The sequence below is a fragment of the Ectothiorhodospira shaposhnikovii genome (assembly GCF_047222355.1).
Taxonomy (GTDB): Bacteria; Pseudomonadota; Gammaproteobacteria; order Ectothiorhodospirales; family Ectothiorhodospiraceae; genus Ectothiorhodospira.
The window spans coordinates 480,608-496,408 of record NZ_CP178333.1 but is presented as its reverse complement, the minus strand read 5'-3'; the positions used below and the strand labels follow the sequence as shown (position 1 = coordinate 496,408).

Sequence of the window (15,801 nt, the reverse complement as noted above, 5' to 3'; positions counted from 1 at the left end):
TCGGCCCGCACTCAAGCTGATGACAACCCACAAGGGAGCAAACATGAGCACTGCCTATCCGACTGTTGGTGTGGCCTCCGGGCTACCACGCTATTCCTATCTGCTGCGCCTGCTGCACTGGGTGATCGCCGTCCTGCTCATCACGGCCCTGATCGGCGGCATGACCCTGGGCACGCTGGGCTATGAACGTCTCGTGGAACTGGTCGGGGTAGAGATGGCCGGCTATGCCTACATGGGACACAAGACCCTGGGCATCACTATCCTGGGGTTGATGGTCCTGCGCCTGCTGGTACGGGTGAGCCAGGGCACCCCTGAATATGCCATCGACCTGTCCCGCGCCCAGCATTTCTTTGCCGGTCTGGTGCATTTCCTGCTCTACGTGCTGGTCATTGCCATGCCCATCATCGGCTGGCTGGCCACCGCCGCCGCGGGCAATCCGGTGAATTTCGGCACCTATGAACTGCCCGGCTTCATCGGCCAGGATCCCGAGCTGTCCAAAACCCTGTTCCAGGCCCACACCGTGGTGGCCCTGTGCATCATCGCGCTGATCGTGATCCATGTGGCGGCGGCGTTCTACCATGCCCGCGTGCGCCGGGACTGGGTGACCACCCGTATCAGCCTGTTCAACTAACGCCGGACTCAAAAAGCCGTCGACATAAGCAAAAGGCCGGGCATTTGCCCGGCCTTTTGCTTTGCCTCAATCCCTTCCCTGCCTACGACGGGATCTGCGACAACTGAGGCTTTTCCACCCAGGGCATGCCGCCCTGGTTGAGGGATTCGATCACCAGGGCGGCCGCTTCGGCCACCTGATCGGCCAGCCCCTTGATGCCCAGCTCCACTTCCCGGCAACCGTTCTCCGATGAAGGCAGGCTGGACATGCGAATCTCCGGAAACCGCTCCAGCACCGCCTCCATCACCGGCACCAGCTCGCTCTCCGGGGTGTTACTGACCAGGATCAGCCGTTCGATGCACGGAATCCGGGAGAACAAGTGATTGTAATGGGTGTCCAGCACCCACTCCACCATCGGCCAGGCCATGTTGGGGAAACCGGGAACACAGTGGTGGTGGCGCATGCTGAAACCCGGAATCTGATTCACCGGGTTGGGAATGAGCGTGCTCCCCACGGGCAGTTCCGCCATGCGGATCCGGTGCGGATAGGCCTGCTCGCCGAAGCGTTCCTCCAGAATGGCAACGGCCTCGGGATGGAGTCCGAGTTCCACATTCGCGGCACGGGCGAAGCATTGACGCGTACGGTCATCGGGCGTTGCACCGATGCCGCCGAAGCTGAAGATCAGGGCCTGGGAGTCCAGCGTCTGACGCAAACTCTCGGTCAGCAGGCCGGGATCATCTCCGACGAAACGGACAAAGGACAGTTCCAGCCCACGCCGGGCCAGTACCGAAATGAGAAAATCCATGTGCTTGTCCCGCCGCTTGCCGGACAGCAGCTCATCACCGATGATCAGGCCACCGATCTGCATTCCTGCCACATCCCCCCGCCGGTTACGCTTCAGTTCTTCGCACCCATGGCCAGCGCCCGGGCACGAATCAGTTCACCCGCCTCCCGCTGTGCCTCGCGATCATAGTTCTCGTCCGCTTCGGGCCAGCCCTGCACATGACGGCAGATCAGGTCGGCCAGGGCGTCCGTGTGGTCCTGACGGGTGTTGAGGGAGGGAATGTAGCTGAATCGCTCGCCACCTGCCTCGATGAAGGCCTCGCGGCTCTCGTCGGCGATCTCTTCCAGGGTCTCCAGGCAGTCGGCGGAAAAGCCGGGGCAGACCACATCCAGGGATTTCACGCCCTGCCCGGGCAGACCGACGATGGTCTCCAGGGTATAGGGGGTCAGCCACTGGGCCTTGCCGAAACGGGACTGGAAGGAGACCAGCCAGCGATCTTCCGGCAGCTCCAGACGCTCCGCCACCAGGCGGGCCGTGGTCTGACAGTAACAATGGTAAGGGTCGCCCTGGTCCAGATAGTCGCGGGGAATACCGTGGAAAGAAAACAGCAGACGCTCGCCCCGGCCATGGGTCGCCCAGTGCTCACGGATGCTGGCGGCCACGGCATCGATGTAGGCGTCGTCGTCGTGATAGCCCATGACAAAGCGGGTCTCGGGTACCCAGCGCCATTCACTCAGGGCGCGGGTGACGGCATCAAAAGTGGAGCCGGTGGTGGAGGCCGCATATTGGGGATACAGGGGCAACACCAGGATGCGTCGGGCACCGGCCCGACGCAGCTCTTCCAGACCGGAACGAATGGAGGGGTTGCCGTAACGCATGGCTACCGCCACCTTGACCGGCCCGTAGAGCCGTTCGGCGATTCGGCGGCCCACCGCCTGGCCCTGGGCCTTGGTGATGGTGAGCAGCGGGGAGCCGTCCTTGCCCCAGATACGGGCATATTTGGCCGCACTCTGGCGCGGGCGGGTATTGAGAATCAGGCCGTTGAGCAACAGCCACCACACGGGGCGCGGCACCTCCACCACCCGGGAATCCCAGAGAAATTCCTTGAGGTAGCGCCTCAACGCCTGCGGCGTGGGCGCATCGGGCGTCCCCAGGTTGGTGATCAGCACCCCCAGGCTATGGAGACTCCCATGTCGGTAATTCGGCTCGCCAATATAGGTCATGGCTTGTTCTGCTTTATGGTTTGACGACAACCCTCGGGCCGCGTGATCGGCCGCTGAAGCGACAGAATCACCCTCCCCCCGCAGTGCGGGGCCGCGAAGGCCGAGTGTACTCCTCCCTACTTCAAGAGCCATCTGGACCCTTCCCCCCAGGACATAAGGCGCGACTGTAAACCGGCCGGCGAGGATGCACCAGCACCGGGGTACGGCCCCGCGGACGGACAGCCTGCCCCCTCAAGGCAGGCCGAAGGAAACCAGATCCCGGACAGGGCCACGCCGCCGATGATACCTGACACGTGGCGCACTACTGCCGCGGACGCAGCCGCAGGGGACTGGTTCTTGGAAAATGAGCCTGCAGAAATTCCATCTGGTCCGCCAGTACACGGCGCCCCTGAAGATAGATGTATTCCGCATGGGTCGGAATGAACGGCACCGCCAGCAACTGCATGCCGGCCTGCTCGGGCGTGCGGCCGGCCTTGTGGTTGTTGCAGCGTTTGCAGGCGGTCACCACGTTGCACCATAGATCCTGCCCCCCCTGACTGATGGGGGTGACATGATCCCGCGACAGGTCGCGGTGCTGAAAGTGATTGCCGCAATAAAGACATAAATGAGCATCACGCTTGAACAAGGCCGCATTGTTGAGTGGCGGTGAATAGGCCTGACTGACGGCCTTGTTGGTGCCGTGGGTGGCAATGATGGAATTCACCTCCACCAGACTGCGCCGGCCGGTTCGGGCATTGATGCCGCCACGAATCCGGTACAACAGGGAGCCGCAGGTGTAGGCCACCTGCTCAGCGTGGTAGAGCCGCACCGCATGCTGATAATCGATCCATTCCATCGGCATGCCCGATGCGTCAGTTCGCAGTACCTGCTGACTGAACTCGTACACCTCTGCACCCTCGGGAGGTTATACCGGCACCGCCCGACTCTGCCGCAAACGGACCCAGAAAGCAATTATCAAGCCGTTGATTCGTTGACCTGAGCCCCCATGTTCGGCAGGGTCCGACACGATTTTTCGTACCCGGATTCCAACATGATCGACATTGGATGTTCAAAGGCCGGAAAAATTCCGCTACCATGCCCTGTTTTTGGGCATCCCCGCCTGACGGCGGCGCCCGAACTGGTTCGCATCCACCCAAAAACCGTTGCAGTCCTCATCGTCAGGATCGGTCGTCATCCGGCCATTACCCCTGCACGGGCAGACGGAGTCAACCCATGCCGATCAAGATAGCCGTACCCAAAGAAACCGCCCAGGGCGAGCGGCGCGTCGCACTGGACCCCACGGTCGCCGCGCGCTTTGCCAAACTGGGTCTTGAAGTGATGATCCAGAAGGGTGCCGGGCGCGATGCCCAGTTCCCGGACGAGGCCTATGCCGACACCCGCGTGGTGGACGATGCCAAGACCCTGATGTCGGAAGCCGACATCGTGGTCAAGGTGGCCCCGCCCACCCAGGAGGAAGTGAACATGATGAAGGATGGAGCCACCCTCATCGGCTTCTTCCATGCTCACAAGAACACGGATGTGGTCAAGGCGCTGCAGAAGAAGAAGATCACCAGCTTCGCCATGGAGCTGATTCCCCGCATCTCCCGTGCCCAGAGCATGGATGCCCTGTCCTCCCAGGCCGCCGTGGCCGGGTACAAGGCCGCCATCATGGGTGCGGACCTGTCCTGTCGCTTCTTCCCCATGCTCACCACCGCGGCCGGCACCATCCGTCCGTCCAAGGTGCTGGTGATCGGTGCCGGCGTGGCCGGCCTGCAGGCCATCGCCACCGCCCGCCGCCTGGGCGCCATCGTCGAGGCCTATGACGTGCGCTCCGCCACCAAGGAGCAGGTGGAATCCCTCGGCGCCAAGTTCCTGGATCTGGGTGTGAAGGCGGAAGGAGAAGGCGGCTATGCCCGCGAACTGACCGACGAGGAAAAGGCAAAACAGCAGGAAGCCCTGGCCAAGTTCATCAGCCAGTGCGACGTGCTGATCACCACCGCCGCCATCCCCGGCCGCCCCTCGCCCATGCTGATCCCCCAGAAGATGGTGGACGGCATGAAGTCCGGCGCGGTCATCATCGACCTGGCCGCCGAGGGCGGCGGCAACTGCGAGCTGACCAAGCCCGGCAAGACCGTCACCAAGGGCGGCGTGACCATTCACGGCCCCCTGAACGTGCCCAGCCAGGTGCCGCTGCACGCCAGCGAAATGTACGCCAAGAACCTGCTCAACTTCCTGTCCCCCGTGCTCGCCGACGGCAAGCTGAACCTGGACTGGAACGACGAGATCATCGCCAAGAGCTGTCTGACCCACGACGGTGAGATCAAGCACGACGCAACCCGCAGCCTTGTGGAAGGAGATCAAAAGTGATCGAGGGTTTTGTTGCACTCTACATCTTCATGCTCGCCGCCTTCACCGGCTACGAGGTCATTTCCAAGGTGCCGGTGATCCTGCACACGCCGCTGATGTCCGGCTCCAACTTCATCCACGGCATCGTGCTGGTGGGTACCATGGTGGCCCTGGGCCACGCCGAAACCACGGCCCAGATGTGGGTGGGCTTCATCGCCGTGATCCTGGCCGCCGGTAACGCCGTGGGTGGTTACGTGGTGACCGAGCGCATGCTCGAGATGTTCAAGTCCAGCAAGGGGGCCAAGTAAATGGGTTTCATCATCAACGTAGCCTACTTTGCGGCGGCGGTGCTGTTCATCGTCGGCCTCAAGCAGATGGCCTCGCCGGTCACCGCCCGTCGCGGGATCATCTGGGCCGGCTGGGGCATGGTCATCGCCACGGTGGTCACCTTCCTGCACCCTGAAGTCCGCGGCTTCATCAACTACCTGCTGATCATCCTGGGCATCGGTATCGGTGGCGGTCTGGCCTGGTACACCGGCAAGCGCGTCGCCATGACCGACATGCCGCAGATGATCGCCCTGTACAACGGCATGGGCGGCGGCGCGGCCGCCGGTATCGGCATCGTGGCCCTGATGGGTTCCTACGAGCTGAGCTGGACCATCCAGTTCATCGCCGTGCTGGGTGTGATCATCGGCGCCGTGGCCTTCTCCGGCTCCCTGATCGCCTTCGCCAAGCTGCAGGGCCTGATCACCAAGTCCCTGCGCTTTGACATGCAACAGAAGATCAACCTGGGCGTGCTCGGCGCCACCGTGCTGCTGGGCATCATCATCAGCTTCAGCGGCGCTCAGGTGAACGGTGCCCTGCTGACCGTGTTCCTGCTCCTGGCCCTGGCCTTCGGCATCCTCATGACCCTGCCCATCGGCGGCGCGGACATGCCGGTGGTGATCTCCCTGTACAACGCTCTCACCGGTCTGGCCGTGGGCCTGAAGGGTCTGGTGCTGGACAATGCCGCGCTGATGATTGCCGGTATCGTGGTGGGTGCCGCCGGTACCCTGCTGACCCAGCTGATGGCCAAGGCCATGAACCGTCCCATCTCCAACGTGCTGTTCAGCCACTTCGGCGAGAGCAGCGGTGGCGATCAGTCCGAAGTGACCGGCACCATGAAGGAGATCGAGGCCTCCGACGCCGGCGTGATGATGGCGTTTGCCGACAAGGTGATCATCGTCCCCGGTTACGGCATGGCCGTGGCCCAGGCGCAGCACAAGATCTGGGAACTGACCCAGCTGCTGCAGGAGCGGGGCGTGACGGTGAAGTTCGCCATTCACCCGGTGGCAGGCCGCATGCCCGGTCACATGAACGTGCTGCTGGCCGAAGCCGGCGTACCCTACGACATCATCTACGACCTGGATGAGATCAACAGCGAGTTCAAGACCGCCGACGTGGCCATCGTCATCGGTGCCAACGACGTGGTGAACCCGGTGGCCCGTTCCAACCCGGAAAGCCCGATCTACGGCATGCCGATTCTGAACGCGGACCAGGCCAAGAACGTCATCGTGATCAAGCGTGGCAAGGGTGCCGGCTTCTCCGGCGTGGAGAACCATCTGTTCTTCGCCGACAACACCCGCATGCTGTACGGCGACGGCCAGAAGGCCGCCAGCGAGCTGATCTCCAGCATCAAGGAAATCGGTTAATCCCGATCCCGCAACGGAAAGTGACAAGGCCCGGCGTCATCGCCGGGCTTTTTTCGTTTTACTCCCTCACCCCAACCCCTCTCCCGCCAGGGGGAGAGCAGCTTTATCATCGGGCGGATGTGGCATTATTTGCCACCATGCCTCAGTCCTCCGCGCCCACCATCCTCCGTGTCGCCGTTCCCACCCCCGTGCAGGGGTATTTCGACTACCTGCCCGCTCCGAATGAGGCCGACCTGCCCGCCATCGGTGCCCGCGTGCGGGTGCCCTTCGGACGGCGTCAGGTGGTGGGTGTGGTCATCGGCCACGGTGACGCATCCAGTGTGCCGAGCCACCGGCTACGGCCCATCGGCGCCACCCTGGATACCGGGCCGCTACTGAACACCGCCCTGTTGAACCTGCTCGCCTGGGCCGCCGACTACTATCAGCACCCCCTGGGTGAGGTGATGGCCGCCGCCCTGCCCGTCACCCTGCGCCAGGGCAAACCGGCCGAGGCCCGGGGCATCGAGTATTGCACCCTGACCGAGGCGGGCCACCGCACCGACCCGGCCACCCTCACCCGCGCTCCCCGTCAGGCCGCCCTGCTGCGCCTGTTGCAGGACGCGAAGGAGGATCTGGCCCTGGAACGACTCAGGGAGCAACAGGACACCGATCCCCGCCAGTCCCTCAAGGCACTGGTGGACAAGGGACTGGCACGGATATACGCCCGCCCCTGCCTGAGCCCGGCGGATACGCCCCCGGCTCCGGCGCCCGCACTCAACGCCGCCCAGCAACAGGCGGTGGACGCCATCGCGGCGACCCTGGGCCGATTCACCTGCCATCTGCTGGAAGGCGTCACCGGGAGCGGCAAGACCGAGGTCTATCTGCAGGTGATCCGGCAGGTGTTGGCAAGCGGACGCCAATGCCTGGTGCTGGTGCCGGAGATCGCCCTCACCCCCCAGCTGCTGGGCCGCTTCCGGGCACGCCTGGATACCCCCATTGCCGTGCTCCACTCCGGCCTTGGCGACGGCGAGCGTCACTGCGCCTGGCTCTGTGCCCGTGGCGGCGAGGCCGGGGTCATCATCGGCACCCGCTCGGCGGTCTTTGCGCCCTGGGCACGGCCGGGCCTGATCATTGTCGATGAGGAGCATGATCCTTCCCTGAAGCAGCAGGACGGCTTCCGCTATCACGCCCGGGATCTGGCGGTGATGCGCGCTCACCGGGAACAGGTGCCGGTGGTGCTGGGGTCGGCCACCCCGGCCCTGGAGAGCCTGGCCAACGTGGAGCGGGGGCAGTACCGGCACCTATCCCTGCCGGGCCGGGCCGGCGGCGCTTCGGCGCCCCGCCTGAAGTTGCTGGACGTGCGCAGCCAGTTCATGGACGAGGGCCTGTCCGTCCCCCTGCTGGACCGCATGCAGCAGCACCTGGAGGATGACGGCCAGGTGCTGCTGTTCCTCAACCGGCGCGGCTATGCCCCAGCCCTGATCTGCCATGAGTGCGGCTGGGTGGCCGACTGTCATCGCTGCGACGCCCGCATGACCTGGCATGCGGGCATCCGCCGCCTGCGTTGCCATCATTGCGGCCATGAAAGCGGCGTGCCCGCTCAATGCCCGGACTGCGGCCGCCCCCTGGCCGGCCGGGGCCAGGGCACCGAGCGGGTGGAACAGGCCCTGCGACGGCACTTTCCCGCCTGGCCGGTGGTGCGCATCGACCGGGACAGCACCCGACGCAAGGGTGCCCTGGCATCCGCCCTGGAAGGGGTGCGCAGCGGCCGCCACCGGATCCTGGTGGGGACACAGATGCTGGCCAAGGGCCATGACTTTCCCAACGTGACCCTGGCGGCCATCCTGGAGGCGGATCAGGGGCTGTTCAGTGCCGATTTCCGGGCGGTGGAGCGGCTGGCCCAGACCATCGTGCAGGTGGCTGGACGGGCCGGGCGCGGCACCCGGCCCGGAGAAGTGCTGATCCAGACCCATCACCCGGAGCATCCCCTGCTGCTGACCCTGCTGGGCGCCGGCTACGGGGCCTTTGCCCAGGCGGCACTGGCCGAGCGCAGGGAGGCCCGCCTACCCCCCTACGCGGCACTGGCGCTGCTCAGGGCGGAAGCCACGGCAGCCGAGGCGCCCCGGGTGTTTCTGGAAGGCGCTCGTCACGCCCTGGAGTCGAGCAACCCCCGGGGGGTGCAGGCCTGGGGGCCGGCCCCGGCCCCCATGGAACGCAAGGCGGGACGGTATCGGGCCCATCTGCTGCTGCAGGCAGGGCGGCGGCAGGACCTGCAAAAGGCCCTGGCGATCTGGCTGCCCGATCTTCCCCGGCTGCCCGGGGCCAGAAAGGTCAGGTGGTCCGTGGACGTGGACCCGGTGGATCTGCAGTAAACCGCGGGCTCTTTGCCCCATCCCGGCCGCTCCCCGGGCGCCTCATCCCGGCAAGGGTATTCACCCCCCTTGCCATTCCCGATAGAATCTGCCCTCGTTCAGATTTCCCCGCCGTTCGCTCTTCTTCGGATACCGAAACCTTGAAACCTCAATTACAGGCTCTGCTCGAACAATCCCTCCACACCCTCACCGGCAACGGCACCCTGCCCGCCGACCGGTCGGTGGAGGTTCAATTGACGCGCACCCGGGACAAGGCCCACGGTGATTTCGCCACCAACCTGGCCCTGCAACTGGCCAAGCCCCTGGGCCGCAAACCCCGGGACGTGGCGCAGCTGATCATCGACCATCTGCCCGAATCGGACATCCTGGACAAGGTGGAGATCGCCGGTCCCGGCTTCATCAACCTGTTCATCAGCCGTAATGCCCGTCTGGCGGTGATCACCCAGGTGCTGGAGGCCGGAGAAGCCTACGGTCGCAGCCGTCTGGGCGCCGGCAAGAAGGTGCAGGTGGAATTCGTCTCCGCCAACCCCACCGGCCCCCTGCACGTGGGTCATGGTCGCGGCGCCGCCTACGGCGCGGCGGTGGCGGACCTGCTGGAAGCGGTGGGCTTCGATGTGCACCGGGAATACTACGTCAACGACGCCGGCCGACAGATGGACATCCTGGGCACCAGCGTCTGGCTGCGCTACCTGGAACGCTGCGGGGTGAAGTTCCACTTCCCCACCAACGCCTACCGGGGCGACTACGTGCGGGACATCGCCGACACCCTGTTCCAGGAACACGGCCAGGACTATGCCGTCACCACCGAGGCCCTGATGGACGGCCTGCCGGCGGACGAACCGGACGGCGGCGACAAGGAAGAATACATCGACGCGGTCATCCAGCGGGCCAAGGGGCTGCTGGGCGACAACCGCTACCGTTACGTCTTCGAACTGGGCCTCAACGTCATCCTGGATGACATCCGTGACGACCTGGCGGAATTCGGCGTCACCTATGAGACCTGGTACTCGGAGCGCTCCCTCACCGACAAGGGGTCCGTCAACAAGGCCCTGGAACAGTTGCGGGACAAGGGCGCCCTGTATGAAAAGGACGGCGCCCTGTGGTTCCGTTCCACCGAATACGGCGACGAGAAGGATCGCGTGGTTCAGCGGGACAACGGCCAGACCACCTACTTTGCCTCCGACATCGCCTATCACATGGACAAATTCGACCGGGGCTATGACCGGGTGATCGATGTCTGGGGCGCCGATCATCACGGCTATGTGCCGCGGGTGAAGGCGGCACTCCATGCCATGGGCCGGGACGATGCCCGTCTGGACGTGCTGCTGGTACAGTTCGCCATCCTCTACCGGGGCGGCGAGCGGGTGCAGATGTCCACCCGCTCCGGCAGTTTCGTCACCCTGCGGGAACTGCGCGAGGAAGTGGGCAACGACGCCGCCCGGTTCTTCTATGTCATGCGCCGCTGCGAACAGCACCTGGACTTCGACCTGGATCTGGCCAAGTCCCAGTCCGCCGACAACCCGGTCTACTACATCCAGTATGCCCATGCCCGGGTGTGCAGCGTGCTGCGACAGATGCAGGCCAAGGGTCTGACTCATGACCCGGCCAACGGCCACGCCCACCTGGACCGGCTGACGGAGGATCATGAATCCGCCCTGCTCGGCAGCCTGGCCCACTTCCCCGAACTGGTGGAAGCGGCCGCCCTGGCGGAAGAACCCCATCAGGTGGCCAACTACCTGCGGGATCTGGCCAATGACTTCCACACCTACTACAACGCACACCAGTTCCTGGTGGACGATGCCGATCTGCGGGATGCCCGCCTCAACCTGATCCTGGCCGTGCGTCAGGTACTGGCCAACGGTCTCACGCTGTTGGGCGTTTCCGCGCCCGAGGAGATGTAATGGCCCGCGGCTCCCGGCGCCAGGCCAGCCGCCGCCGACAGGCGGAAGAAAGGCCACCCCTGCCCGGCTGGGTCTGGGGCGTGGCCGGTCTGGCGGTGGGCCTGTTCGCTGCCGCGGTGGTCTATCTGCAGACCCAGCGCGACGCACCGACCACCACGACGACGGTGGCGGCGCCCCAGATCCAGCAACAGCCCGTCCAGCAGCCGCAACCCGCCCGCCCGGCCCAGGCACCCGCCCAGAAGCCGGCGGAAGAGGCGCCCAGGCCCCGGTTCGACTTCTATACCCTGCTGCCGGAACTGGAAGTGGTGGTCCCGGAACCCCAGGTCCAGCCCCGCACGGCCCCCGGCGGCCCGCCGCCCCCGCCGACCCCGGTGCAGCAGCCCGGCCGTTATCTGCTGCAGGCCGGTTCCTTCCGCTCCCATCAGGAAGCGGACCGCCTGCGCGCCAGCCTGGCCCTGATGGGGGTGGAGGCCCGCATCCAGCCCGTGACGGTGAACGGGGATACCTGGCACCGGGTACAGGTGGGACCGTTCACGGAACTGGACAACCTGAACCGGATGCGCGAGCGACTGCACGCCAACCAGGTCCAGACCATCATGGTGCGGGTGCCTGACGCCTGACGGCGTCAGTGCTCCATACCGACACGTCTCCATGTCTCACCCGGACCCCGATCAGCTCGCCGCACGCATTCCCCTTTGCCTGACACGGGACCATGACGCCCTTCGCAAGGAGCTGGACCGCGCCCGCCGCCGGCTCCGGACCGGCAAACCCGCCGACCGTCTCCTGGAACGCCTGACCGGCCGGATCGAAGCCTCGGTCCTGGCCCGTGAACAACGCCGCCAGGCCCTGCCCTCGCCGAACTTCCCCGACGATCTGCCCGTCAGCGCCCATCGGGAGAAGATCGCTCGTCTGATCCAGGCCCATCAGGTGGTGGTGATCTGCGGCGAGACCGGCTCGGGCAAGACCACCCAGCTGCCCAAGATCTGCCTGTCCCTGGGCCGGGGGACCGATGGCCTCATCGGCCACACCCAGCCCCGGCGCATCGCCGCCCGCTCGGTGGCGAGCCGCATTGCCGAGGAACTGAACAGCCCCCTGGGGGAGCAGGTGGGCTTCAAGGTGCGCTTCTCCGATCATGTCGGCCCCCGCACCCTGGTCAAGCTCATGACCGACGGCATCCTGCTGGCGGAACTGCGCTCGGACCCGCTACTGAGTGCCTACGACACCCTCATTATCGACGAGGCCCACGAGCGCAGCCTCAACATCGACTTCCTGCTGGGCTATCTCAAGCGTCTGCTACCCCGGCGGCCGGACCTCAAGCTCATCATCACCTCCGCCACCCTGGACCCGGAACGCATCGCCCGCCACTTCGCCGATGCCCCCGTCTACGAAGTCCCCGGCCGCACCTACCCGGTGGAGATCCGCTACCGCCCGGTCACCGGCGAGGATGACGCCGACACCGAACGGGATCTGAATGAGGCCCTGCTGGCGGCGGTGGATGAACTGGCCCAGGCCGGTCCCGGCGACATTCTGGTGTTCCTGCCCGGAGAGCGGGAGATCCGCGAAGCCGCCGAGGCCCTGCGCAAGCACCATCCCCGGCATACGGAGATCCTGCCCCTCTACGCCCGGCTGTCGGCGGCGGAACAGAACCAGGTCTTTGCCCCCCACACCGGCCGGCGGGTGGTACTGGCCACCAACGTGGCCGAAACCGCCCTCACCGTGCCGGGCATCCGCTATGTGATCGATTCGGGGCTGGTGCGCATTGCCCGCTATGCCTGGCGTTCCCGCATCCAGCGCCTGTCCCTGGAGCCGGTCTCCCAGGCCTCCGCCAACCAGCGGGCGGGGCGCTGCGGGCGCCTGGGGCCGGGGATCTGCATCCGCCTCTACGGCGAGGAGGACTTCCAGCTTCGCCCGGCGTACACCGACCCGGAGATCCTGCGCTCCAACCTGGCCTCGGTGATCCTGCAGATGGCCCACCTGAACCTGGGCGATCCGGAGGATTTTCCCTTCGTGGAGCCGCCGGACGCCCGTCTGATCCGGGACGGCTTCAAGCTGCTGCAGACCCTGCGGGCAGTGGACGATGCCCACGGCATCACCGCCACGGGCCGGCAACTGGCCCGGCTGCCGGTGGACCCGACCCTGGGGGCCATGCTGCTGGCAGCGGCCCGGGAGCAGGCCCTGGCGGAAGTGACCCTGATCGTGGCCTTTCTGGCCCTCCAGGACCCGCGGGAACGCCCCGCCGAGAAACGTCAGGCCGCCGACGAGGCCCACGCCCGATTCCGGGAACCGGGATCGGACTTCCTGGGTTACCTGAAGCTGTGGGCCGCCTGGCGGGAACAGTCCCGCCATCTGTCCAAGGCCAAGCTGCGGGCCTGGTGCCGGGAGCATTTCCTGTCCTTCATCCGCATGCGGGAATGGCAGGATCTGCACGGCCAGCTACGCCAGAGCCTGCGGGAGATGGACCTGAAGGAGAACCAGGAACCGGCCGATCCGGCGGCCATCCACCGGGCCCTGCTCACCGGGCTGGTGACCCAGGTCGGGGTGAAGACGGAAAAGCACGACTATCTGGGCGCCCGCAACCGGCGCTTTCACATCCATCCGTCTTCCGGACTGTTCAAGGGCGCCCCGGCCTGGGTCATGGCCGCCGAGATCGCCGAGACCACCCGGGTCTATGCCCGGGAATGCGCCGCCATCCGTCCGGAGTGGCTGGAAACGGTGGCGGGTCATCTGCTCAAGCACCACTACCATGAACCCCATTTCGAACCCCGCCAGGGCACCGTGGCGGCCTGGGACCGGGTGACCCTGTTCGGGCTGATCGTCAACCCCCGGCGCAAGGTGAACTATGGCCGGGTGGACCCGGCGGATGCCCGTCGAGTGTTCATCCGCGAGGGTCTGGTGGCGGGTCGGCTGCGTAGCCGTGCCCCTGCCCTGGCCCACAACCAGGCCCTGATCCGGGAGATCGAGGACCTGGAAGCCCGCGGACGGCGCCGGGATCTGCTGGCGGACGAGCAGGTGCTCTACGATTTTTACGATGGCCGTCTGCCGGCCGAGGTCCATGACGGCGCGGGCTTTGAACGCTGGCGCAAGCAGGCGGAGCGGGATGATCCCTCCCTGCTGCGTCTGGACCGGGACACCCTGCTGCAGCGCGAGGCCCCGAACCTGGGCGGGGAGCGCTTCCCGGACGTGCTGGAGAGCGGTGGCCTGCGGCTGCCCCTGAGTTACCGTTTTGAACCGGGCCACGAGGCGGACGGCGTCACCCTCACCCTGCCCCTGGCGGCCCTCAATGCCCTGGCCCCTGATCGGGGGGACTGGCTGGTGCCGGGTCTGCTGGAGGAAAAGCTCGCCGCCCTGATCAAGACCCTGCCCAAATCCCTGCGCCGCCATTTCGTGCCGGCCCCGGAGTTCGCCCGGGCGGCCCTGGCCCGGCTGGGAGAGCCCGAGGGCGAGTTGATCCCGGCCCTGACCCGGGCCTTGCGCCAGATCACCGGCACCGACGTCCCTCTGGACCAATGGCAGCCGGAGCGCCTGGAACCCCATCTTCAACTGCGCTACCAGGTGGTGGACGCCCAGGGCAAGACGCTGGTGACCGGCCGGGATCTGCAGGCCCTCAAGGACAGCTTGTCCGGACGGGCGGTGGAGAGCTTCGAGGCTCACCGGCCCGAGGACATGGAACGGGACGGTCTTACCGACTGGGATTTCGGCCCCCTGACGGAGTACGTGGAATTTCGTCAGCACGGCGCCACCCTGCGGGGCTATCCAGCCCTGGAGGACCGGGGCGACAGCGTGGCCCTGATCCTGGCGGACAGTCCGGCCCGGGCCGGACAGATCCATCGTGCCGGCCTGCGACGGCTGTTCATGCTGGGGGCAAGGGAGCCGGTGAAGTACCTGTACCGAAACCTGCCGGACATTCAGCGCCTGTGCCTGCAGTACAACCCCGTGGATCGCTGCGAGGCCCTCAAGGATGACCTGGTGTTTGCGGCGGTGGAGCGGGTATTCATGGCCGAGCCCTGGCCCACGGACGCGGAAGGGTTTCGGCAGCGCCTGGAGGCGGGCCGGGGCGAACTGGTGGACGCAACCAATGCCCTGTGCGCCCTGGCGGGGGAGATCCTGGCCGTCTACCAGCGCATCCGCGCCCGCCTCAAGGGCGCCCTGCCCCTGTCCTGGGTGGAGGCGGCGGGAGACATCCGGGACCAGTTGGAACACCTGATCCATCCCCACTGCCTGCTGGAAACGCCGCCGGACCGGCTGGCCCAGTATCCCCGTTATCTGGCGGCCATCGAGCGGCGCATGGAACGGCTGGACCATGCGCCGGACAAGGACCGGCGCGCCCGGGTGGACGTGGAACCCCTGTGGGAGGACTGCAAGGCCCGCCGGGCGGCCGGACGCACCGGCGGCGAGTGGTCGCGCTACCGCTGGCTGATCGAGGAATTACGGGTGTCCCTGTTTGCCCAGGAACTGGGGACGGTGGAGAAGGTGTCGGTGAAGCGACTGGAGGACCTGCGCAAGAGCCTGGATCGGGCGTGAAGGACGGCGGGGAGCGCAGAACGAAAACCGGGTGACCGGGTCAATGGGTATATCACCCGAACCCTGCCCCGCCATGCCCCACACAGCCCACCACCTGCACAACCGCCTGCAGTCCCTCGCCCTGGTGGGGGCCATGGTGCTGTTGCTGGGGACCATCGCCTGGCTCATCGGCGGCCCGGTTCACAGTACCGGGGTGGTGACCGCGGTGGTGGTGCTCTATTTTCTCAACCCCATGGCCTCGCCCGGCCTGGTGATGCGCATGTATCAGGGTTACCGGTGCCGGCCGTGGCCTATGACCCGCGCCCGATCCTGGAGCAGATCCCGGCCAGACCCCGCTGGCTCATTGGCAGGTCGTGGTTTTGATGCACTGCAGCTTTCTGGAGTAATCTCTTGAC

12 protein-coding genes are annotated in these 15,801 nt (G+C 66.1%); 9 read left to right on the top strand and 3 right to left on the bottom strand.

Annotated elements, in window-relative coordinates; translation table 11 throughout:
• Positions 1-43 precede the first annotated feature (43 nt).
• Positions 44-631 (top strand): cytochrome b, encoded by a 588-nt coding sequence (locus ACLF6L_RS02115; protein ID WP_238617726.1) that lies wholly within the window; start codon positions 44-46, stop codon positions 629-631.
• Positions 632-713: 82 nt separating this feature from the next.
• On the opposite strand, the gene ACLF6L_RS02110 is transcribed toward ACLF6L_RS02115, so the two are convergent.
• The 3 genes from ACLF6L_RS02110 to ACLF6L_RS02100 form a co-directional block, all read right to left on the bottom strand.
• Entirely contained in the window at positions 714-1,478 is a 765-nt protein-coding gene (locus ACLF6L_RS02110; protein WP_238617727.1) for a competence/damage-inducible protein A, read from the bottom strand.
• A gap of 29 nt (positions 1,479-1,507) precedes the next feature.
• Complete coding sequence (hemH, locus tag ACLF6L_RS02105; protein ID WP_238617728.1) at positions 1,508-2,617, bottom strand: ferrochelatase; 1,110 nt, start codon at positions 2,615-2,617, stop codon at positions 1,508-1,510.
• A 301-nt stretch (positions 2,618-2,918) separates the two neighbouring features.
• On the bottom strand, positions 2,919-3,458 hold the full coding sequence (locus ACLF6L_RS02100) for an HNH endonuclease (RefSeq protein WP_238617867.1): 540 nt from the start codon (positions 3,456-3,458) through the stop codon (positions 2,919-2,921).
• Between the two features lie 371 nt (positions 3,459-3,829).
• On the opposite strand from ACLF6L_RS02100, the gene ACLF6L_RS02095 reads away from it, so the two are divergent.
• The 8 genes from ACLF6L_RS02095 (at position 3,830) to ACLF6L_RS02060 (ending at position 15,800) form a co-directional block, all read left to right on the top strand.
• Complete coding sequence (locus ACLF6L_RS02095) at positions 3,830-4,963, top strand: Re/Si-specific NAD(P)(+) transhydrogenase subunit alpha (RefSeq protein ID WP_238617729.1); 1,134 nt, start codon at positions 3,830-3,832, stop codon at positions 4,961-4,963.
• Positions 4,964-4,992: 29 nt separating this feature from the next.
• Positions 4,993-5,250, top strand: a complete 258-nt coding sequence (locus ACLF6L_RS02090) for an NAD(P) transhydrogenase subunit alpha (RefSeq protein ID WP_050814270.1) — start codon at positions 4,993-4,995, stop codon at positions 5,248-5,250.
• Positions 5,251-6,633 (top strand): NAD(P)(+) transhydrogenase (Re/Si-specific) subunit beta, encoded by a 1,383-nt coding sequence (locus ACLF6L_RS02085; RefSeq protein WP_238617730.1) that lies wholly within the window; start codon positions 5,251-5,253, stop codon positions 6,631-6,633.
• A 137-nt stretch (positions 6,634-6,770) separates the two neighbouring features.
• A complete protein-coding gene (locus ACLF6L_RS02080; protein WP_412852249.1) occupies positions 6,771-8,984 on the top strand; it encodes a primosomal protein N' in 2,214 nt (737 codons plus the stop codon).
• 140 nt (positions 8,985-9,124) lie between these two features.
• A complete protein-coding gene (argS, locus tag ACLF6L_RS02075) occupies positions 9,125-10,885 on the top strand; it encodes an arginine--tRNA ligase (protein ID WP_412852248.1) in 1,761 nt (586 codons plus the stop codon).
• Complete coding sequence (locus tag ACLF6L_RS02070; protein WP_238617733.1) at positions 10,885-11,505, top strand: SPOR domain-containing protein; 621 nt, start codon at positions 10,885-10,887, stop codon at positions 11,503-11,505. Before argS ends, ACLF6L_RS02070 begins: the two co-directional genes overlap by 1 nt.
• A gap of 31 nt (positions 11,506-11,536) precedes the next feature.
• The gene (hrpA, locus tag ACLF6L_RS02065) at positions 11,537-15,406 is read left to right on the top strand and encodes an ATP-dependent RNA helicase HrpA (RefSeq protein ID WP_412852247.1); all 3,870 of its coding nucleotides are present in this window, start codon (positions 11,537-11,539) and stop codon (positions 15,404-15,406) included.
• 73 nt (positions 15,407-15,479) lie between these two features.
• Positions 15,480-15,800 carry a hypothetical protein gene (locus ACLF6L_RS02060; RefSeq protein ID WP_412852246.1) on the top strand — a complete coding sequence of 107 codons (321 nt, stop codon included), beginning with the start codon at positions 15,480-15,482 and terminating at the stop codon, positions 15,798-15,800.
• The last annotated feature ends 1 nt before the right edge of the window (position 15,801 follow it).